Origin of the sequence: Candidatus Thioglobus autotrophicus, from assembly GCF_001293165.1 — a bacterium.
GTDB lineage: Bacteria > Pseudomonadota > Gammaproteobacteria > PS1 > Pseudothioglobaceae > Thioglobus_A > Thioglobus_A autotrophicus.
The window spans coordinates 956,747-977,406 of the sequence record NZ_CP010552.1 but is presented as its reverse complement, the minus strand read 5'-3'; the positions used below and the strand labels follow the sequence as shown (position 1 = coordinate 977,406).

Genomic DNA, 20,660 nt, shown 5'->3' with positions numbered 1-20,660 from the left:
CTTACTTATTTAATTTTGCGATAACATCGTCAGCAACATTTTTCGGCGCTGCTGTATACCTTGAGAATTCCATTGAATAGCTAGCACGTCCTTGAGTTGCTGAACGAAGATCGTTTGCATAACCAAACATTTCTGCTAGTGGAACGTCTGCTTTTAATTGCTTACCATTTGGAAGGTCTTCCATACCACCAACTAAACCACGACGACGGTTAAGGTCACCCATTACGTCACCCATGTATTCTTCAGGGGTAACTACTTCAACTGCCATCATTGGCTCAAGCAATTGTGGATTGGCCATTCTAACACCTTCAGCTAAACACTTACTCGCGGCGATCTTAAACGCCATTTCATTCGAGTCAACATCATGGTAAGAACCATCATAAACTGTGACTTTAACATCAACTAATGGGAAGCCTGCTAATACACCGTTCTCCATTTGTTCTTGAACACCTTTGTCAACTGCAGGAATGTATTCCTTAGGAATAACACCACCTTTAATTTCGTCAACAAATTCATATCCAGCACCGGCTTCTTGAGGCTCGATACGTAAATGAACATGTCCGTACTGACCACGACCACCTGATTGCTTAGCAAACTTATGCTGATGCTCAACCATTGTCGTAATCGCTTCACGGTAAGATACTTGTGGCGCACCAACGTTACATTCAACATCAAATTCACGCTTCATACGATCAACAATAATGTCTAAGTGAAGCTCACCCATACCTGCAATAATTGTCTGTCCAGACTCTTCATCACTTGATACACGGAAAGACGGATCTTCTGCAGCTAGCTTGCCTAATGCGATACCCATCTTCTCTTGGTCTGCTTTAGTTTTAGGCTCAACCGCTAATGCGATTACCGGCTCAGGGAATTCCATTCTTTCTAGAACAATCTTCTCTTTAAGGTCACATAATGTGTCACCCGTTGTAACGTCTTTTAGGCCAATCGCAGCAGCGATATCACCCGCACGAACTTCTTTAATTTCTTCACGATCGTTTGAGTGCATCTGTACCATACGGCCAATACGCTCTTTCTTACCTTTAGATGAGTTATAAACAAAATCACCAGCTTTAAGGACACCTGAATAAACACGGAAGAATGTCAAAGTACCTACAAATGGGTCGGTTGCAATCTTAAAGGCTAGTGCTGAAAACGGCTCATCGTCATCAGCTGGACGAGGCGCTCTAGTCTCGTCTTTATCATCCAAGATACCTTCAATTGCGTCCACATCAAGTGGTGATGGCATGTACATAATGATTGCATCTAATGCTGCTTGTACACCCTTGTTCTTAAAGGCTGAGCCACAGAACATTGGAATAATTTCATTATTAATAGTCTGAGTACGAATACCTTCTTTAATTTCGTCAGCTGTTAATTCACCTTCTTCTAAGTATTTTTCCATTAACTCTTCAGAAGCTTCAGCAGCTGATTCAATCATAAATTCACGTTTTTCTTCAGCAAGCTCTTGTAGTTCTGCAGGAATATCTAGTGCATCATAAGTTGCGCCTTGATCTTCTTCATTCCAGTAGATAGCCTTCATAGTGATTAGATCTACTACACCTTTAAAGTCTTCTTCTGCACCAATTGCAATTTGCATTGGTACAGGATTTGCACCTAAACGCGTTTTAATTTGATCACATACACGTAAGAAATTTGCACCAGCACGGTCCATCTTATTGACAAAACCGATACGTGGAACATTGTACTTATTTGCTTGACGCCATACAGTTTCTGATTGAGGCTCTACACCACCAACCGCACAAAATAAAGCCATTGCACCATCTAATACTTTAAGTGAACGCTCTACTTCAATCGTAAAGTCAACGTGTCCCGGAGTATCAATAATATTAATACGGTGCTCTGGAAACTGCTCATCCATACCTTTCCACATACAAGTCGTTGCAGCAGAAGTAATGGTAATACCACGCTCTTGCTCTTGCTCCATCCAGTCCATGGTTGCACCACCATCGTGAACCTCACCAATTTTGTGAGTACGGCCTGTGTATAAAAGAACACGTTCTGTAGTAGTTGTCTTACCAGCATCAATATGCGCCATAACACCGACATTACGGTAGCGACTAAGTGGGTGATTTCTTGCCATTTTCTTAAATCCTTAAATCTATGTGTTCGATTACCAGCGGAAGTGAGCAAACGCTTTGTTTGCTTCAGCCATTCTGTGAGTGTCTTCTTTCTTCTTAAATGCAGTACCACGATTTTGAACCGCGTCTAATACTTCGCCTGCTAGTCTAAGCTTCATACCTTTTTCACCACGCTTACGTGATGCTTCAATAATCCAACGCATGGCTAGCGCAATTTTACGTTCAGCTCTTACTTCGATTGGAACTTGGTAAGTTGAACCACCAACACGGCGAGACTTAATCTCAACCTGTGGTCCGATGTTATCTAGGGCTTGTTTGAATACTTCAATTGGCTCAGCATTACCTTTAGCTTCAATTGTATCTAACGCATCATAAACGATCTTCTCAGCTACTGATTTTTTACCATCTAACATTAAGATGTTTACAAACTTAGCTAATACTAAATCACCAAACTTCGGGTCTGGTAGGATTTCTCTTTTAGGGGCGGATCTTCTTCTCATAGGGTTTCTCTTGTTTTATATATTGTTGTTATTTCTTAGGCTTCTTAGTACCATACTTAGAACGACCTTGCATTCTGCCATCAACACCCACGGTATCTAATGCACCACGAACTGTGTGGTAACGAACACCAGGTAGATCTTTAACACGACCACCACGAATAAGAATCACTGAGTGTTCTTGTAAGTTGTGACCTTCACCACCAATGTAGGTAGTAACTTCGGCTGAATTAGTCAGTCTTACACGAGCAACTTTACGTAATGCTGAGTTAGGCTTCTTAGGGGTAGTTGTATATACACGAGTACATACGCCACGTTTTTGAGGGCAGCTGTCTAATGCTGGCACGCCACTTTTTACAATCTTCTTTTTACGTGGATTACGTACCAATTGATTAACTGTTGACATATCGCTATTTCTCCAAATCTTCTTTAATTTAAGTAACTTACAATCGCCCATTGTTTTTTCAGGGGCAATAAAGGGGTGAATTATACTGTGTTAGGCGCGCTTATGTCAACAAGTTTTAGGCCTTTTTCGCTAAGCGCTCTAATAAAAACTTACTGGCTCGATTTAGCATTTCAAAAACCTCATCGAATCGGCCCTCGAAATATGGGTCTGGCACACTTTTCATTTGATTGTTAGGAATATTATCCAGCATCAAAGACAGTTTAAATTGTTGTTCTTGAGGGCAAATATTTCGCATGTTGAATAAATTTGACTCGTCCATAGCAAAAATATAATCATAATGATAAAAATCACTTTCATGTACCTGACGCGCTTGCTGACTGGATAAATCGACCTGATACTTAGTGGCCGATACTTGCGATCTAGCATCAGGCTGCTCACCAATATGGTAAGCGTGTGTGCCAGCAGAATCAATTTCAAATAAATGCTCAATGCCGCGCTTCACTACTTGCGATCTAAATGCACCTTCTGCCGTGGGAGAACGGCAAATATTACCCATACACACAAATAAAATTTTGGTTTTTTCGTCACTCATCGACTTTTATAGTTGATAAAATCAATCATTATATCTAGGATTAAAGTTAATTATGTCTGACACCTTATTAAAATCTGCCCAACAAGTTATCTTAACTGAGGCGCGTGCTGTTACCCAGTTAGCTGAACGACTTGACCAAAGTTTTGTCAATGCTTGTACGCTTATTCAAAATTGCACAGGTAAGGTGGTTTTAATTGGCATGGGGAAATCAGGCCATATTGGTAATAAAATTGCCGCTACTTTTGCCTCCACAGGCACGCCAGCTTTTGCCGTACATCCAGGGGAAGCTGGACATGGCGACCTTGGCATGATTGAGAAAAATGATGTGGCTATCTGTATTTCTTATTCAGGAGAATCTGATGAAATCATGACGCTTGTTCCTGTTATCAAGCGCCTAGGTGCATCGATTATCGGTATGACAGGCAACGCCAATTCCTCGATTGCTCAAATTAGTGATGTACATTTAGATGTAAGTGTTGAAAAAGAGGCTTGCCCACATAACTTGGCACCAACCTCTTCAACCACAGTAGCACTGGCTATGGGTGATGCGCTAGCTGTTAGTATTTTGACCAGTAAAGGTTTTAGCCCAGATGATTTTGCACGTTCACACCCCTCAGGTGCACTCGGCAGAAGACTACTAACCTTTGTTCATAATATCATGAAAACAGGTGACGAGATTCCTATAGTGAGCGCCGATACCAAGCTGCTAGACGCTCTACTAGTCATGAGTCAAAAGGCATTAGGCATGGTGCTTATCACTAATAACAATCATCTAGAAGGCATCTTTACTGATGGTGATTTGCGTCGTGTACTAGAAACACAATCTGATATTCAAAATTTGCAAATTAAAGAGGTGATGATATCAAATTGCAAAACCATTCTAGCGGACAAGCCAGCCATGGCTGCTGTACAAATGATGGATGAATTTAATCTAAATTCTCTGCCTGTTGTTGATGAGTCTAACCAGGTATTGGGAGCGATCAACACCCACACTCTAATGCAAGCCAAAATTATCTAACTTAATGACTGCGCCTTTTTTTCTTCTTCTACATTAAGCTTCTAAAATATTTGTAATTGTCAATTATCCAACCAGACGTTCTATCCCCCACCAAAATCCGATAATTGCAATCAATATTGAAATAGGGATGATGGCCAATTGTCGATAATTAAATTTCAGTCTTCGGAGTATCAGTAAGACGCCAACTACACCTAGCACAATCACCACTTGAGCTAACTCTACACCGACATTAAAACCAATTAACGTGGTGGCAAAGGAATCAGGCGCCATTTCAAAATTCTTAAGCATGCTGGCAAAACCCAAACCATGTATAAGTCCAAAAATAAAGACAACAATGGTTTTACGTTTAATCGATTGGTGCGCGAGTAGATTTTCTATCGCCACATAAGCAATAGAAAAAGCGATTAATGGCTCTACAATTCTTGCCGATATTTCCAAAACACCTGTCATCGCCAAGCCAAGTGTTAATGTATGTGCCAGAGTAAAGACACTCACTAATAACAACAGTCGACGCCATAATAAAGACGAAAGTGCCATGCCAATAATAAACAAGATGTGGTCCCATCCTAGCGGAATCACATGATCAAATCCAATATCAATAAATTGAAAAAAACGCTGTGCGGTACTTTGAGATTCTGGATGATTAATATCAATCACCCCACTAGAACTACCATCACGCAACCATTGCCACTGACTCCAATTGTATTCGTCTTGTTTGTATATTTGCCAACGCAAAGCGCTATCACCATGGATTTTTCCATACTGCCAAGTTAGTGTTTTGGGCCATTCATCAAGTGGCGTCTGATACGTCAACACGGTTTTTCTAGGACGTTTTTTATAACCGACAATATCAATTTTTGCATTGGTCAGGGCTAATACTTGAGCTTGATGATTAACACTTAAATCAAGGCTGTTTAAAAATTCTACTTCAAAAGCCTTAAAACGCTCGCGCAATACCCCTGGTTCGAGTGACCTCAGCTGATCATACGTCTGTGAATTTGGCGAATCCGTGGTGTTTTTATACTGTGTCCCAATGCCCGCCATCGCCGCTTCAAGGCTCAAATCGATGGTCACTTCTAGTGTCTTATTGTTAAAAATAGTTACCTCTACCAAAGCCGGCTTAACGACATCCGCCTGTACAGAGATATTAATCAGTAACAATAATAAAGATAATAATTTCATAAGATTTTTCTAATAAAAAACCCCGACTGGCGGGGCTTTTTTATAATCTACCTAATTCAAACTTAAATAAGCTTTCCAGCGTAATTTTCAATACCTGGATTAGTCTTAACACCTTTAATAGTTGGATGATTAACTTTCTTCAAGTCTAGTGTACCTTGCTTGCGTAAGTAATCCGCTGCAACGTCCCACATAAGTCGACCATTGCCCACTGAACCCACTTGCGCCCAACCAGAAACTTTGTACGATTTATTTGGATCAATCGTCGTACCTTCATCATCCTTCATCTCAGAAATACGATTACCTAGGGTTGCCGCTGGATCAATGGTGTAATCCATACCACCCATGCGCACCATATCACCACCTGATTGCAAGTACGGATCTTGTACAAATAAGTTTTCAGCAATACCTTCTAAAATTTCTTTAAGTTGCGCGCCTTTCAGTTCACTCACGTAAGTTTCGCCATAAGTCATTGATGTATTCGTCATCAAGTCTTCCATGGTAACGTCATGACCTGCTGGTACCGAAGTACCCCAGCGAACACCCGCAGACATTGCAAAGTCCGCATCATGCTCTTCACGCAATGAATTAACCAATACCTGATCCCAAGTCCCCATAAAGTTGCCACGACGATAAAGCGTTTGGTTAGTTGAGCAAAGTTTTTCAGTTAGAATTTCATCGTAAGTTTTACCCAGACGATCCACGTTATTTGACATTGCAGCACTGCGCGCCTCAACCACATTTTCGTCATATTTAGTATTACGCATTTTACTGATGAACGACACCATCGCTGCATCTGGCTTAATAAAGTCAGTCAAAATTGGTAGCATCTTGTATTCGTAACCAGTCACTTTATGATCAACAATATTTAAATCCATTACACCAATGTACTTGCCCGAGCAACCAGCATTAGTCACCACAGTTACGCCACCTGCATTCTTAACTTCAACTGGTTTAGGCATACCGTCATGCGTATGGCCACCGAAAAATGCATCAATACCAACTACACGAGAAGCCATCTTAATATCAACATCCATACCATTATGTGAAATAACAATCACCGCATCTGGCTTTTCATTTTCACGAATGTCTGTTACCAATTCCTGCATCTCATCTTCACGCAAACCAAATGACCAGTCAGGGAAGAAATATTTTTGTGGGTTGGCATTAGAAGTTCTTGGGAACGCCTGGCCAATGACCGCAATACGGTGGCCACCAACATTTTTAATCACATAAGGCTTAAATGGCATAGCATCATCTTCACTATAAAGACCGTTACCATCGTACTTTTCAGTCATGGTGGCATATTCACCACCCATTAGTGCATCTTCAAGAATACGCACGTTTTGGCCTAAGAAATCACCTTTAAAGAAGCCAACGTTTTTTAGTGTTTCTGCTTCTTTATAAGTAAACTCCCAATGGCCAACCATCACATCGACACCGAGCATATTACAAGCTTCAACCATATCTGCACCACGCGTCCAAAGTGAGGTACCCGAACCCTGCCAAGTATCACCACCATCAAGTGTTAATGTATTTTGTACGCCACCAGCACTCTCACGCAAAGACTCTAAAACAGTTTTAATTTGGCCAAAGCCACCCGTCTTACCGTATTTAGCTGCTAAATCTTCAAAATTATTATAAGTAAATGCATAGGCTTCAGGTGAACCTGGCTTAACACCAATTTGCTTAAGCAGGTTATTACCAACCACATGTGGTAATTGACCATAAGTTGGGCCAAAACCTAGGTTGACATTCGGCTCACGAAAATAGTTAGGTAGTAAGTTACCATGAGTATCGGTAATATGCAAAATTCGCGCATTACCCGTTTTAGGCACCTCATACATATTGTCTTGTGACGCAAGTTTGGCCGACGCATCGCTACCACAGCCACTAATCAAACCTGCTGCCGAACCAGCACCCAATACTTTAATGAAATCTCTACGTGTTAATGACATACTCCCTCCTCGGAACATATTTTTATAAAAAATTTTAAATTAAGATGATTAGAATTTTGTATGGCCTCTTATTCAAACAAGCTCTATTTACTCTTGAATGAGAAGCCAAAACACCATCAATTAAGCATGTAGTATAAAATGAAAAAATAGAGTGCGGTCATCTTTTTGAATAAATATTGGTATATTTACGATTCATCTTAGCATAACTTGCAAAAAATCTTATAATATTGCCATGAAAATTAATCAGCTACTACAAGACATTACTGCCACTGAATTTGATTTAACCGTCGAAGGTTTGTGTCTAAACTCAAATTCAATACAACCTGGAGACGTGTTTATCGCCCTACAAGGGGAGAAAGGTCACGGCATAGATCATATCGATCAGGCGATCAACCAAGGCTGTATTGCCGTATTAGTAGACTCGCAAACCGCTGTTTGCAATGTGCCTGCTATTCGTATAGACAACCTAACAACACACCTAGCCGACCTGGCCAAGACTTTTTACCCAAAAGCTCAAACAGTTGATGTAATCGGTGTAACTGGCACTAACGGCAAAACTTCAGTTGCACACTTTATCTCACAACTACTCAGCCAGCTAGGGGTAAAAAATGGCCTTATTGGCACTTTAGGTATTAGCAACAATTCACAAACTTCTAGCCAAACAACACCCGATATTATTACGCTGTATCGCGCCCTACACGAATACGCTCAGAACGATATTAATACGGCTGTACTAGAGGTTTCATCTCACGGCTTAGCACAACAACGCATTCAAGGTTTAAATATTACCCAAGCCGTGTTCACGAATTTTTCTCAAGATCATCTTGATTATCATCACTCTTTGCAACAATACAAATCTGAAAAACTGAAGTTATTTCAGCAAAACTCTGTTCAAAGTGTGGTGATTAATCAAGATGATGCCAGCCATGCAGACTTTGAAATGGCCAGCAAGAATAAACAAATTTCTCGCTACTCTATTCAAGATTTTGACGATATTAAAACCACTGAATACGGTTTTATTACACAGCTTAATGGCTTTGTTTTTGAAGTGCCATTTTTAGGAGAATTCAACCTACTAAACATCTTAGCCGCCTATCAAACTCTAAAAGCGCGCGACTTTACTGATGAGCAAATTATTCCATTATTACATCAACTAAGCCCGCCGCCAGGCAGAATGCAAAAAAATGCACAGCAATTAATATGGATAGATTACGCCCACACGCCTGATGCGATTGAAAAAGCCATTACCACGCTACAAAATCACTATCCAGAACATAAAATTCGTGTTATTTTTGGTTGTGGTGGAGATCGCGATAAAGACAAACGCGCCAAGATGGGCAAAATTACCTCTAAATTAGCCGACACAATCATTCTCACCAATGACAATCCAAGAAGTGAAAATCCTCAAACTATTATTGAGGATATTCTGAGTGGCATTGACGATAGCTATGAAGTTATCATTAACGAAAATCGCCAAATTGCTATTGAAAATGCCGTGATTACTTTAAACGAAGAAGAGTGTTTGCTAATCGCCGGAAAAGGGCATGAAACCACGCAAATTTTGAACCATGAAACCTTGAAATCAAACGACAATGATATGGTGTTAGCTGCTATTATCGAAGCAGCAAGATTGAAAAAAATAAAAAACAAGCAGCGTTAAGCTTATTGAAGCTTTTTTTGAAAAGGTAAACAGGGGATTGATCACTAACGCAAAAAAAATGCTACACACGAATACAAAAACCTTAGCCAAACTATTAAACATCAATTGTGTCACTAATGTTGAATTTTCAGGAATTTATACTGACACTCGAAAACCGATGGATGGCGGCATTTTCCTTGCGATAATTGGTGATAATTTCGACGCTCATGACTATATAGAAAAGGCAGAGGAAATGGGTGCAGTAGCCATTATTGCCAGTAAACAAGTGTCATCAAATTTACCTGTTTTAAAAGTTGATGACACATTGCAAACGCTAAGCGATATTTCCAAATACCATCTGAGTGAAATTAAGCCAACCACTGTGGCAATTACCGGCAGTAACGGCAAAACTACTACTAAAAATTTACTGGCCAATATTTTAAATTTGTCTGCGCCAACACTCAAAACTCAAGGCAATCTTAACAATCATCTCGGCGTGCCGATGACCTTACTCAAGCTTGAACCGAAACACAAATATGCAGTGATTGAAATGGGTGCTAACCATTTAAATGAGATTACACATTTAAGAAATATTGTTAATCCTGATATCGCCATAGTGACTAATACGGGTGACGCTCATATTGGCGAATTTGGCAGTAAAGAGAATTTGATCAAAACAAAAGGTGAGATTTACTCAAGCCACTCTAAAAATATTGTTAACACCCAAACAAGCTTCAAGGGTGATATTAGCTTTGGCGAAGGTGGTGATATTTATGCTGGTAATATTACCAACAACTGCTTTGATTTACACATCTTGGATAATAAAATCTCAGTTTGTCTTCAGCTAATTGGCAGACACAATATTGATAACGCTTTAGCGGCAAGTGCTTGTGCACACGCACTTAATATTGACATTGATATGATTAAAACTGGCCTAGAGGCGACCACTGCTGAAAATGGTCGATTAAGTATTATAAAAACCAGTCGATTCACACTGATTGATGATAGCTACAATGCCAGTCCCACATCAATAACCGCTGCACTAGAAACATTACAAAACTACAAAGGTGAATTGGTTGTTGTACTGGGTGACATGGCCGAGCTGGGCAAAGATGAAGTTGTATTACACCAACAAATTGGTGCTCAGACTCAAAAAGTAACCAAGAATTTTTATACTGTTGGCAAGTTGGCAAAGCATTATCAAGGCCAGAATTTTAATAGCAAAAAAGTATTATCTAAACACTTAATAAAAAATCATACGGGTGCAACTATATTAATCAAAGGCTCTAGAGTCGCGCAACTTGATAAATTAGTAAAACTTTTACAAAAATAAACCACTTTTCGCTTGACCTTTTGACAAAACCTAGCGATAATTACGCGCTTGATGGGCCCGTGGCTCAATTGGATAGAGTACTCGGCTACGAACCGAGCGGTTACTGGTTCGACTCCAGTCGGGCCCACCATCAAATTTACATCAAGTTTATTCTGCCCAAACAGCTTCTGATAGAATACCCACATGATGACAATCCCCAACCTAATCACACTATCTCGAATTTTCTTAATTCCAGTTTTTGTCGCCCTTTATTATTTCCAACCGGCCTATACGCAAACACCTGTTTTCACTTGGATTAACTTTTGCTTAACCGGCGCTTATGCTTTTATCAGTATCACTGATTACTTAGATGGCTATCTCGCTAGAAAGCTGAATATGACTTCTCAACTCGGTGCTTTTCTAGACCCAGTTGCTGACAAACTGATGGTTTCAGTGGCTCTCATTATGCTGGTGGATTTCTACCCTTCTGGCACCCATTGGTATATAACAATTGCAGCTCTGATTATCATTTCTCGCGAAATTTTAGTCTCGGCTTTACGCGAATGGATGGGCACAATTGGTCAGCGCTCAACCGTCAATGTTTCTTATATCGGCAAAGTTAAAACCTTTGTGCAAATTTTCGCTATTTTATTCCTACTCTATCAACAACCGTTCTTTGGCTTGCCAAGTTTTGAAATCGGCGTCGTGCTACTAATGGCCGCAACGCTTCTAACCCTCTGGTCTGGTTTTATTTATTTAAAAGAAGGAGTTAAGACTTTTGACAATTAATGTTAAATCAGCTTTAGCCCTAATCCAAAAATAGAAATCACCAACCTAGCACCACCCATTACCTTATCTGCATTTGTGAAAAATAATCGCCGAACCTATGGGTGGGACTAATATTTTTCCCATACACAGATAAGACAATAAATAATACCACCTTAGTGGTTTTTATCTTTGAATTAGGGCTTGACTATTTTGAAAAAAACACTATAATTTCACTTTCTATTGCGGGAATAGCTCAGCTGGTAGAGCATCACGTTGCCAACGTGAATGTCGCGAGTTCGAATCTCGTTTCCCGCTCCAGATTTTTAAAAAGGCCTGTTTATCAGGTCTTTTTTATAGAGCCTTTTTGCACACCACCTTGGCCGGATAGCAAATCGGCTTTGCAGTGGATTGCAAATCCATCTAGACCAGTTCGATTCTGGTTCCGGCCTCCATACACAAAAAAGCCCGATTTTTTATCGGGCTTTTTTATACACTTATTTAGGTCAAACTACCAGTTCTCACCCAGCAACTCAAAATAAGCTTGTGGGTGATTACAAGCTGGGCACAATTCTGGCGCCTCTGGCGCTTCATGTAAATAGCCGCAATTACGACAACGCCACGTTACCGTACCATTACGCTTAAATACACGCCCTGCTTTGATATTCTCAGCTAAAGCTTTGTAGCGCTTATCATGCTGTTTCTCAGCAATGATAATTGACTCAAACGTTTGTGCTATTTCATCGAACCCCTCTTCTCTGGCTATTTGTGCAAACGCAGGGTACATCACTGACCACTCATATTCTTCACCTTGTGCCGCTGCAATCAGATTGTCAAAAGTCGTGCCAATAACGCCCGCAGGAAAAGTCGTGGTAATTTCTAGCTCACCACCCTCTAAATACTTAAAAAATCGCTCCGCATGCTCTTTCTCTTGATTAGCGGTTTCCAGAAAAATATCAGAAATTTGCACCAAGCCTTCTTTCTTTGCCTTACTGGCAAAAAAAGTATAGCGATTGCGTGCTTGCGATTCTCCCGCAAAGGCAATCAATAAATTTTTCTCAGTTTGTGATCCTTTAATACTTTTTGACATAAGATTTATTGTTAACTAAATAATGACAAAATTATAACGCCATACAAAGACTTACAGCTTGTTATTCGCTATCGAGCTGCCCATTGCTGCTCTAACAAAATTTCTTGATCATTTTTTATTAAGACTTGATACATATCTCCAGGCTCTAAAATACCCACGCCTTTTGGTGTGCCTGTCATCACAATATCTCCATCCTCTAAATGCATAAAAGATTGAATTTCTTTTAGTATTTTTTCAGGAGAGTGGATCATTAGCTCTAGATTTCCTTGCTGTGCAACAACGCCATTAATAGACAATGTGAACGATAAAGAAGGGGAAATATCTTCTATCGGCATAAACATGCTAAATACCGCTGATCCATCAAAAGACTTAGCACGCTCCCAGGGGAGTGATTTTTTCTTAAGTTGGGATTGAAGCTCTCTTTTAGTTAGATCAAAGCCAAAACCAACTGCTAAAAACCGGCCATTTTCAAAAACAAAGGCTAACTCCCCTTCATAATGAATAGGCTCTTGGTGGTATGAATTAAGCTCATGACTAATGGCTGAGTTGGGCTTAGAAAACAACACCATTTGATCTGGAATTTCATTGTTGAGTTCGCTAATATGCGCGTAATAATTTCTACCTACACAAACAATCTTTGAAGGTGTAATCGTCTTTTTATTAATACAAATAGTATTCATAATCCCTCTATTTTTTTATCTAAAATAATTCTACGTCCTAAAAACCGAGCAAAAATTTAGCAAATAATGAAAATTGCCAGTATTTGACTCTGAATTTATGCAAAAACTGACTATTTATATAAAAAATTACCACTTTTAAGTAATAAAATGCTATTTTTAAGACAAAAATACCCACTAAATGGTGTTTTTAGCGGGTATTTTTAAAAATTTAGCAAATTTTATTAATGAGCTATTTTTTTACTTTAAAGCTTTAAGGCGTAAGCGCAGTGCATTAAGCTTAATAAAGCCAGCTGCATCTTTTTGGTCGTATGCACCTTCATCATCTTCAAAGGTTGCAATTTTCTCACTAAACAACGAATCATCAGATTTACGTCCAACAACGGTAATGCCGCCTTTATAAAGCTTAAGACGTACAGTGCCATTAACACTTTCTTGAGTTTGGTCGATCGCTGCTTGCAGCATTTCACGCTCTGGCGCAAACCAAAAACCGTTATAAACCATCTCAGCATATTTTGGCATGAGTTCATCTTTAAGATGCGCAGCATTGCGATCCAAGGTTAAAGACTCCATAGCTCGGTGAGCCTTAAGCATCACGGTGCCAGCTGGGGTTTCATAACAACCACGTGATTTCATACCGACAAAGCGGTTTTCAACAATATCATCACGACCAATTCCGTGGCTACCTGCACGCTGATTTAACACTTCCATAACCGTTGCAGGGCTCATAGCTTCATCGTCAATGGCAATAATATCGCCCTTTGAATAAGTAAGTTCAATATATTCAGCCTTATCAGGTGCATTCTCAGGGGAAACTGTCCAGCGCCACATATCATCTTCTGGCTCAGCCCACGGGTCTTCTAAAATATCACCTTCATAAGAAATGTGCAATAAGTTTGCATCCATTGAATAAGGCGATTTTTTGTCTTGTTTTTGGTAATCAATCTCAATACCGTGGTTTTCTGCATATGCCATCAAACTTTCACGAGAAGATAACTCCCACTCACGCCACGGTGCAATCACCTGAATATCGGCGTCCAATGCATAAGCATTTAGCTCAAAACGCACTTGGTCATTACCTTTGCCAGTGGCACCATGTGAAATGGCATCAGCGCCCACTTCACGGGCAATTTCAACTAAGCGTTTAGAAATAAGTGGACGGGCAATTGAGGTGCCTAACAGGTACTCGCCTTCATAGATGGCATTGGCTCTAAACATAGGGAAGACAAAATCACGTGCAAATTCTTCACGTAAATCTTCAATAAAGATTTGCTCAACACCCGCTGCTTTTGCTTTAGCGCGTGCAGGCTCTACTTCTTCACCTTGGCCAATATCGGCTGTAAATGTCACTACTTCGCACTGATACGTGTCTTGTAGCCATTTAACGATAATGCTTGTGTCTAGTCCACCTGAATAGGCTAATACTACTTTATTTATTTTTGTATTTTTCATCTTTTCTTCCAAAATTAATTGTTTTTACCAGCAATATTTTACGGTGCTGATCAAGTACCTCTACGCGCCACTTCCCCGTCCATGTATGCCAAATATTTTTACTCGACCAAACGCGCCAACGATCACCTTTGATATCAAAGCTAACTTCAGCCTTGATTTTGTCTTTATAAATCCAGCGATGGGTAATGCTGTCGCCAGTTAAGTGTCGAATATTAGTAAAGAAATAGATTTTACCTAAAGAATCATCCGCTTCAGTGATTATCTCAACGGGTTGGCGATCAGCTATAGCGCTGGCAAAAACTGCTTGAGAAATATTTTTATGTGGCCACGCTGCTATAGTAGACTGCGTTAAAAATACCAATAATAAAACTACTATTCTTTTCATTACTCAACCCAATCTATCATGTGTAATTCGATTTCCTCTTCTTTAATTTTATCATCTGAAAAGGTGCGTCCACGCACTGAAATTCCCGCTAAATGTACTGATTGCAAATCTTTGCTAATGAGCGGATGCCAATCAAATAAAGGCTTGCCTTCATGTAATAGGCGGTAGGCACAAGTGCTAGGCAGCCAATTAAACTTTTTACCCCAATCTGGGTAGATGGTTAGGCAATCAGGGACAAACTCTTGGCGATTATCATAATGTGGGCATTGACAAGTTTGTTCGTTTAAATAGTGGCAAACCACATCGGTAAAATAAATATCGCCGGTATCTTCATCTTCTAGCTTGTGCAAACAACAGCGTCCACAACTATCACACAAAGACTCCCACTGTGCTCGGCTCATCTGTTCTAAACTGAGTGTTTCCCAAAATTTTAAATCTGTTTTTTGCATAGACTTATAAAGATCCACTTACCAAATATGCCAAAATTCTCTTACCTTCTGCATCACCCTTTCGAGCTGATACACTAGCCCAATAATACGCCTTTTTATAATCTGGCGCTACGCCAACACCGTTAATGTACATCATTGCCAGAGAATTTTGAGAACGCGTGAGATCTTGATTGGCAGACTGCTGCATGAGCAAAAATGCTTGGCGCTCATCCTTAGCCACCAACTCACCAATACTATAAAGTGTGCTCAAATTATGCTGAGCAATTGGATTGCCTTGCTGTGCACTTTTTAACAATTTTTCAACATTAACCATTGACTCTACATGGCTGTTTAACGAGTCCAAAATTTGCTGTTGATTTGGAATGGTAATAACCATATCAGCGGGTGGTTGAATAGTAACACCACTTGATACAACTTGATTTATGCTCTCTGGCGCTGGCAGAAGTTTTATAGCTTCTGGTAGCAAACTTGGCACTTGAGGATCTATCACCTCCAAGGCTAATGCATCTTGTTTTGATTGCGCCAAGGTTGCCAAATCTTCTAATAAAGTGCTTGCTAGTTTCTCTTGTTGATCGCTGGCTTTAATCAGCCATTTCTTCGCCTCAATCAGTTGGTCATTAGCCAATAATCCTTGGCCAAGTTGCAGTTGAGATTTTGCGTGTCCTGCCTGCGCAGCTTCCAATAATAATTGTTGCGCTTGAGCCTCATCTTCAATAACACCCACACCTGCAAACAGATTCATCGCTAAGGCGTATTGTGCTTGAATATGCCCTTGATCTGATGCCTTTCGATAATAATAAACTGCTTGAGCGTATTGATTGCGTTTTTGATAAAAATCAGCCAAATGAAATTGCGCTTCTGAATCATACTGACTAGCAGCTTTCAGATACCAAGCTTGAGCTAAGCTATCATCTTGCTCGACGCCCACACCCTCTTCATACAACTTAGCCAAGGTTAATTGCGCAACCCCGTAGCCCAGTTGAGCTGCTCTTTCATACCAACGGAATGCTTGTTGATTGTCGACTTTTGAGCCTTCACCACGACGATACATAACTGCTAAATTGTATTGCGCCGCTACAAAATCTTGTTCAGCGGCTTTTTCATACCAAATTTGTGCCTGTGTTAAATCTTGGGCTGTGCCAATACCGTGATAATAACCATTAGCAATATTAAACTGTGCGCTCGCATAGCCTTGTTCTGCTACTTGACTATACCAGTAAAATGCTAGCTTCTCATCAGTCTTGATGCCAATACCGTGATGATACATATTAGCCAAACTAAATTGCGCTCTTGCATCGCCACTTTTGGCAGATTTTTCCAACTTAGTCAATAACAAATCGTTCGAAAGTTGGATCGATTCATCAAGCACCTGAGACTGCTGAGCGACGACTTCGTGGCTTTTTTCAGACTGCAGAATTTGCAAAGCCTGAACAGGCAAAGAAAATAATACAATTATTGAAAAGGTTTTAATCATGACTTATTTTAATCAAATTTGATCAATTTGAGAGAGCAATCGATCAACCCCTATTGCCACACCAGCACATTGTGGCAACGGGCTTTTCAGCTGCTGAAAAAAATCTAAATTTTGTGCAAAAGTCGCCTTGCCAAGCTGGAAACGCTGCTGATTTTCCCGGGAAAAAATATGTTGATATTCGCTCGCATATTGCAATTCATCATAACCATTGGCAATCTCTACACCCCTTAAGTACAACTCAAATCGATGTGCTATTTGCCCTGAAACTTTCGCTAGAGCTGACTGTCCAGCGGGATAATCATAAATAAAACACAATGGATATTGCGCCAATTTTGGCTCGACCAAATCTGTAAACATGAGAATTTGTAGATCTTCAATCCATTCAAAATCAGTACATAGGTCGTGCGATTTTGCGATTTTTTTTAGCTCATTAAAATTAGTATTAAGAATATCAATATTAGCCAATTCACTAAATGCTTGCGCATAAGACAGCTTGATGACTTTTTGGGTCAAGCCTAAAGCGCTTAATAAATTGCTCACATCATCCATTAGCTGCTGTATATCAAAACCCAGGCGATAATACTCCAACATAGTAAATTCATTAAAATTCTCTGATCCTTGCTCATTGTCACGAAAAACTTGGCAAATTTGATAGATGTCACCACTGCCATTTGCCAATAACTTTTTCATTTCTAGCTCGGGTGATGTGTGTAGATATTTTGATTGAATATCAATATCTTTATTGACTTGCATGCTAATACTATCAATATAAACATCAGTCGTTGGATGGTTTAACAGGTGCGGAGTTTGCACTTCAAGAACATTTTGCGCATCAAAAAATGTTCGGATTTTTCTAAATATTTCCGCTTTTTGCTTCAGTGAAAAATTAAAGAGTGGTGTCATAAATTATATATTCGACGCGTCTTACTCGCTAAAAGGGATATTTAGAGCATTACTATTAAGTACGGCCAGCGTACTCATTGGTACGCGTATCCACCTTTACCATCTCGCCAATACTAATAAATAATGGCACCTGCACCACCACACCTGTATTCATCGTAGCAGGCTTGCCACCAGTGCCAGCAGTGTCACCTTTTAAACCAGGATCAGTATCCACCACTTCGAGCATAACGTGATTTGGTGGGGTTACCGAAATGGGGTTGCCATTCCAAAGAGTGACAACACACATATCTTGTTCTACCAAATAACCTTTGGCATCATCCATAGAAGAGTCGTTAATAGAGTACTGTTCAAAAGAGTCTGGATCCATAAAATTCCACTCATTGCCGTCGTTATACAAATATTGCATATCGAGCTCCATCACATCAGCGCCCTCTACAGATTCGCCAGATTTAAAGGTTTTTTCCAAAGTTTTTCCCGTAATCAAATCCTTGAGCTTTACTTTGTTGGAAGCTTGCCCCTTACCAGGTTTGCGAATTTCATTACTAACGATTGAACACGGGTTGCCGCCCAATATTAGTTTTAAGCCATTTTTGAATTGACTGGTAGAGTAATTTGCCATTTTTTAACCTATTAAGTGTAAAATTTAAGCATCTTATTTTACGCACTTTTTCATGCACATACACGAATACCAAGCGAAAGGCTTATTTAGACAATATAACATTCAAACGCCCAAGGCTGTTCTGATCAGCGCCGTTGATGAGGCTAGCAAAGCTTGTGGCGAGCTAGGCGGAGATATTTGGGTAGTAAAAGCCCAAGTGCACGCAGGCGGGCGTGGCAAAGGTGGTGGTGTTATTTTATGTCGTTCAGTTAAAGCTGTCGAGGCTGCTTGTGAAAAACTGCTTGGCTCAAACTTGATCACACCACAAACAGACGATAAAGGCTTGCCGATTAATCAACTTCTTATTGAAGGCGGGCAAAACATCGAACGCGAACTGTACTTAGGTCTTTTAGTGGATCGACAAACTCAAAAAATTACCATTTTAGCGTCAACTGAAGGCGGCATGGATATTGAGAAAGTAGCCAGCGAAACCCCTGAAAAAATCATCAAATTTGGCGTTGACCCACTAGGCGCACTAAGCACAAACGATTGCGCATCGATCGCTTCACAACTCAATCTTAACAATACGCTGACTGATCAATTCATCACGACGTTAATGGGACTATATCAAATTTTTATCGAAAAAGATGTAAGTCTAATTGAAATCAATCCACTGATTACTACCGCAGAAAACACCCTGCTCGCACTGGATGGAAAAATTGATTTTGATGATAATGCTCTTTATCGACATGAAGATATCGTCACCATGCGCGATAAATCACAAGAAGATGAAAAAGAGAATGAAGCCAGCGAGTACCAGCTTAACTATATTTCACTAGACGGCACAATTGGCTGCATGGTAAATGGCGCTGGCTTGGCGATGGCGACTATGGATTTGATTGAACATCACGGCGGCTCTCCGGCTAATTTTTTAGATGTTGGCGGTGGCACCACGGCCGATCGAGTTGCTAAAGCCTTTGAGCTTATCCAAACCGAGGCAAATGTTCAAGGTATTTTGGTAAATATATTTGGTGGCATTGTGCGTTGCGACTTAATTGCAGAAGGTATTCTTCAAGCCATCGAAAAAGTGGGGCTTAACTTGCCAATTGTTGTTCGTTTAGAAGGGACTAATGCTACAGCTGGACTTAAATTATTAGACGAATCAACAGCAGATATTCATACTGAAGCAGATCTGACTCAAGCAGCTATCAAAATTGTGGAATTATCAAAAGGAGTCTTACAATGAGCGTATTAATCAATAAAGACACTCGAGTAATCACGCAAGGCTTTACTGGCAAACAAGGCACGTTCCACTCTGAACAATCTATCGCCTATGGCACACAGTTTGTCGGTGGCGTTACGCCCGGAAAAGGCGGACAAACTCACCTAGGTTTGCCAGTATTTAATTCAGTCAAAGAATCGATGGCTGAAACCGGGGCGACAGCCACCATGATTTATGTGCCACCACGCTTTGCTTACGGCTCTATTGTTGAGGCGATTGAAGCTGAAATACCAGTTATTGCCTGTATTACGGAAGGTATTCCAGTGCAAGATATGCTTAAAGTTAAGGCAATTTTAAAAGACTCCAACTCAACTTTGATCGGGCCAAATTGTCCAGGCGTTATTACCCCTGACGAATGCAAGTTGGGCATTATGCCTGGCAATATTCACCAGGCTGGTAGCGTCGGCGTAGTCTCTCGATCAGGTACACTTACCTATGAAGCAGTACATCAAACCACTTTAGCAGGGCTGGGTCAAAGCACTTGTATTGGTATTGGTGGCGACCCAATTCAGGGTATGAATTTCATTGACTGCTTAGCGCTATTTGAAGCGGACGCGCAAACCAAATCAATCATTATGGTGGGTGAAATTGGTGGTTCTGCTGAGGAAGAAGCAGCAGAATTTATTAATTCCAACGTCTCCAAGCCAGTGGTTTCTTATATTGCCGGCTTAAGCGCACCTAAAGGCAAACGCATGGGTCATGCAGGTGCTGTCATTAGTGGTGGCACTGGAAAAGCAATTGACAAAATCAAAGCACTACAAGCAGTTGGTGTTGCCATTGCACCCACCCCTGCAACCATGGGCTCAACTTTAGTAGAAATTTTAAAATAATCTATTTGATAAAAGTGCCAGAAGGCTGAGATTTTCTGCGCTATTAAGGAAT

General features: G+C 40.3%; 20 protein-coding genes and 3 tRNA genes. 9 read left to right on the top strand and 14 right to left on the bottom strand.

What is annotated here, in order from left to right:
- Position 1: 1 nt before the first annotated feature.
- The 4 genes from fusA to SP60_RS05225 all read right to left on the bottom strand — a co-directional run bounded on the left by fusA (position 2) and on the right by SP60_RS05225 (position 3,597).
- Entirely contained in the window at positions 2–2,104 is a 2,103-nt protein-coding gene (gene fusA / locus SP60_RS05240) for an elongation factor G (protein ID WP_053951620.1), read from the bottom strand.
- A gap of 30 nt (positions 2,105–2,134) precedes the next feature.
- Positions 2,135–2,602: a 30S ribosomal protein S7 gene (gene rpsG / locus SP60_RS05235; protein WP_053951619.1), complete on the bottom strand. Its 468-nt coding sequence runs from the start codon at positions 2,600–2,602 to the stop codon at positions 2,135–2,137.
- A 28-nt stretch (positions 2,603–2,630) separates the two neighbouring features.
- On the bottom strand, positions 2,631–3,005 hold the full coding sequence (gene rpsL / locus SP60_RS05230; RefSeq protein WP_053952229.1) for a 30S ribosomal protein S12: 375 nt from the start codon (positions 3,003–3,005) through the stop codon (positions 2,631–2,633).
- Positions 3,006–3,120: 115 nt separating this feature from the next.
- Positions 3,121–3,597, bottom strand: a complete 477-nt coding sequence (locus tag SP60_RS05225; RefSeq protein WP_053951618.1) for a low molecular weight protein-tyrosine-phosphatase — start codon at positions 3,595–3,597, stop codon at positions 3,121–3,123.
- 52 nt (positions 3,598–3,649) lie between these two features.
- On the opposite strand from SP60_RS05225, the gene SP60_RS05220 reads away from it, so the two are divergent.
- Positions 3,650–4,615 (top strand): KpsF/GutQ family sugar-phosphate isomerase, encoded by a 966-nt coding sequence (locus SP60_RS05220; protein ID WP_053951617.1) that lies wholly within the window; start codon positions 3,650–3,652, stop codon positions 4,613–4,615.
- A 63-nt stretch (positions 4,616–4,678) separates the two neighbouring features.
- On the opposite strand, the gene SP60_RS05215 is transcribed toward SP60_RS05220, so the two are convergent.
- On the bottom strand, positions 4,679–5,797 hold the full coding sequence (locus tag SP60_RS05215; protein WP_053951616.1) for a HupE/UreJ family protein: 1,119 nt from the start codon (positions 5,795–5,797) through the stop codon (positions 4,679–4,681).
- Positions 5,798–5,859: 62 nt separating this feature from the next.
- Entirely contained in the window at positions 5,860–7,752 is a 1,893-nt protein-coding gene (locus SP60_RS05210) for a 5'-nucleotidase C-terminal domain-containing protein (RefSeq protein ID WP_053951615.1), read from the bottom strand.
- 232 nt (positions 7,753–7,984) lie between these two features.
- Between SP60_RS05210 and SP60_RS05205 the strand changes: the two genes are divergently transcribed.
- From SP60_RS05205 to SP60_RS05180, 6 genes are all read left to right on the top strand, one after another.
- Positions 7,985–9,412 carry a UDP-N-acetylmuramoyl-L-alanyl-D-glutamate--2,6-diaminopimelate ligase gene (locus SP60_RS05205; RefSeq protein ID WP_053951614.1) on the top strand — a complete coding sequence of 476 codons (1,428 nt, stop codon included), beginning with the start codon at positions 7,985–7,987 and terminating at the stop codon, positions 9,410–9,412.
- 58 nt (positions 9,413–9,470) lie between these two features.
- On the top strand, positions 9,471–10,724 hold the full coding sequence (locus SP60_RS05200) for a UDP-N-acetylmuramoyl-tripeptide--D-alanyl-D-alanine ligase (RefSeq protein ID WP_053951613.1): 1,254 nt from the start codon (positions 9,471–9,473) through the stop codon (positions 10,722–10,724).
- Between the two features lie 53 nt (positions 10,725–10,777).
- Positions 10,778–10,854 (top strand) — tRNA-Arg (locus SP60_RS05195).
- Between the two features lie 53 nt (positions 10,855–10,907).
- Positions 10,908–11,492 carry a CDP-diacylglycerol--glycerol-3-phosphate 3-phosphatidyltransferase gene (gene pgsA / locus SP60_RS05190; protein ID WP_053951612.1) on the top strand — a complete coding sequence of 195 codons (585 nt, stop codon included), beginning with the start codon at positions 10,908–10,910 and terminating at the stop codon, positions 11,490–11,492.
- Between the two features lie 221 nt (positions 11,493–11,713).
- Positions 11,714–11,789: transfer RNA gene (locus SP60_RS05185), tRNA-Gly, on the top strand.
- A 60-nt stretch (positions 11,790–11,849) separates the two neighbouring features.
- Positions 11,850–11,923 (top strand) — tRNA-Cys (locus tag SP60_RS05180).
- Between the two features lie 56 nt (positions 11,924–11,979).
- On the opposite strand, the gene rbr is transcribed toward SP60_RS05180, so the two are convergent.
- From rbr to efp, 8 genes are all read right to left on the bottom strand, one after another.
- Positions 11,980–12,558 (bottom strand): rubrerythrin, encoded by a 579-nt coding sequence (gene rbr / locus SP60_RS05175; protein ID WP_053951611.1) that lies wholly within the window; start codon positions 12,556–12,558, stop codon positions 11,980–11,982.
- 68 nt (positions 12,559–12,626) lie between these two features.
- Positions 12,627–13,238 (bottom strand): fumarylacetoacetate hydrolase family protein, encoded by a 612-nt coding sequence (locus SP60_RS05170; RefSeq protein ID WP_053951610.1) that lies wholly within the window; start codon positions 13,236–13,238, stop codon positions 12,627–12,629.
- A gap of 237 nt (positions 13,239–13,475) precedes the next feature.
- A complete protein-coding gene (locus tag SP60_RS05165; RefSeq protein ID WP_053951609.1) occupies positions 13,476–14,687 on the bottom strand; it encodes an argininosuccinate synthase in 1,212 nt (403 codons plus the stop codon).
- Positions 14,665–15,072 carry a DUF2914 domain-containing protein gene (locus SP60_RS05160; protein ID WP_053951608.1) on the bottom strand — a complete coding sequence of 136 codons (408 nt, stop codon included), beginning with the start codon at positions 15,070–15,072 and terminating at the stop codon, positions 14,665–14,667. Before SP60_RS05160 ends, SP60_RS05165 begins: the two co-directional genes overlap by 23 nt.
- Positions 15,072–15,521 carry a YcgN family cysteine cluster protein gene (locus SP60_RS05155; RefSeq protein ID WP_053952228.1) on the bottom strand — a complete coding sequence of 150 codons (450 nt, stop codon included), beginning with the start codon at positions 15,519–15,521 and terminating at the stop codon, positions 15,072–15,074. The genes SP60_RS05160 and SP60_RS05155 overlap by 1 nt, the downstream gene beginning before the upstream one ends.
- Before the next feature lie 4 nt (positions 15,522–15,525).
- Positions 15,526–16,995 (bottom strand): tetratricopeptide repeat protein, encoded by a 1,470-nt coding sequence (locus SP60_RS05150; protein ID WP_053951607.1) that lies wholly within the window; start codon positions 16,993–16,995, stop codon positions 15,526–15,528.
- A 12-nt stretch (positions 16,996–17,007) separates the two neighbouring features.
- On the bottom strand, positions 17,008–17,898 hold the full coding sequence (epmA, locus tag SP60_RS05145; protein WP_053951606.1) for an EF-P lysine aminoacylase EpmA: 891 nt from the start codon (positions 17,896–17,898) through the stop codon (positions 17,008–17,010).
- Between the two features lie 55 nt (positions 17,899–17,953).
- On the bottom strand, positions 17,954–18,517 hold the full coding sequence (efp, locus tag SP60_RS05140) for an elongation factor P (protein WP_053951605.1): 564 nt from the start codon (positions 18,515–18,517) through the stop codon (positions 17,954–17,956).
- Positions 18,518–18,569: 52 nt separating this feature from the next.
- Between efp and sucC the strand changes: the two genes are divergently transcribed.
- Together sucC and sucD are read left to right on the top strand one after the other, a co-directional pair.
- Complete coding sequence (gene sucC, locus SP60_RS05135; protein ID WP_053951604.1) at positions 18,570–19,742, top strand: ADP-forming succinate--CoA ligase subunit beta; 1,173 nt, start codon at positions 18,570–18,572, stop codon at positions 19,740–19,742.
- Positions 19,739–20,608 (top strand): succinate--CoA ligase subunit alpha, encoded by an 870-nt coding sequence (gene sucD, locus SP60_RS05130; RefSeq protein ID WP_053951603.1) that lies wholly within the window; start codon positions 19,739–19,741, stop codon positions 20,606–20,608. The genes sucC and sucD overlap by 4 nt, the downstream gene beginning before the upstream one ends.
- Positions 20,609–20,660: the final 52 nt, after the last annotated feature.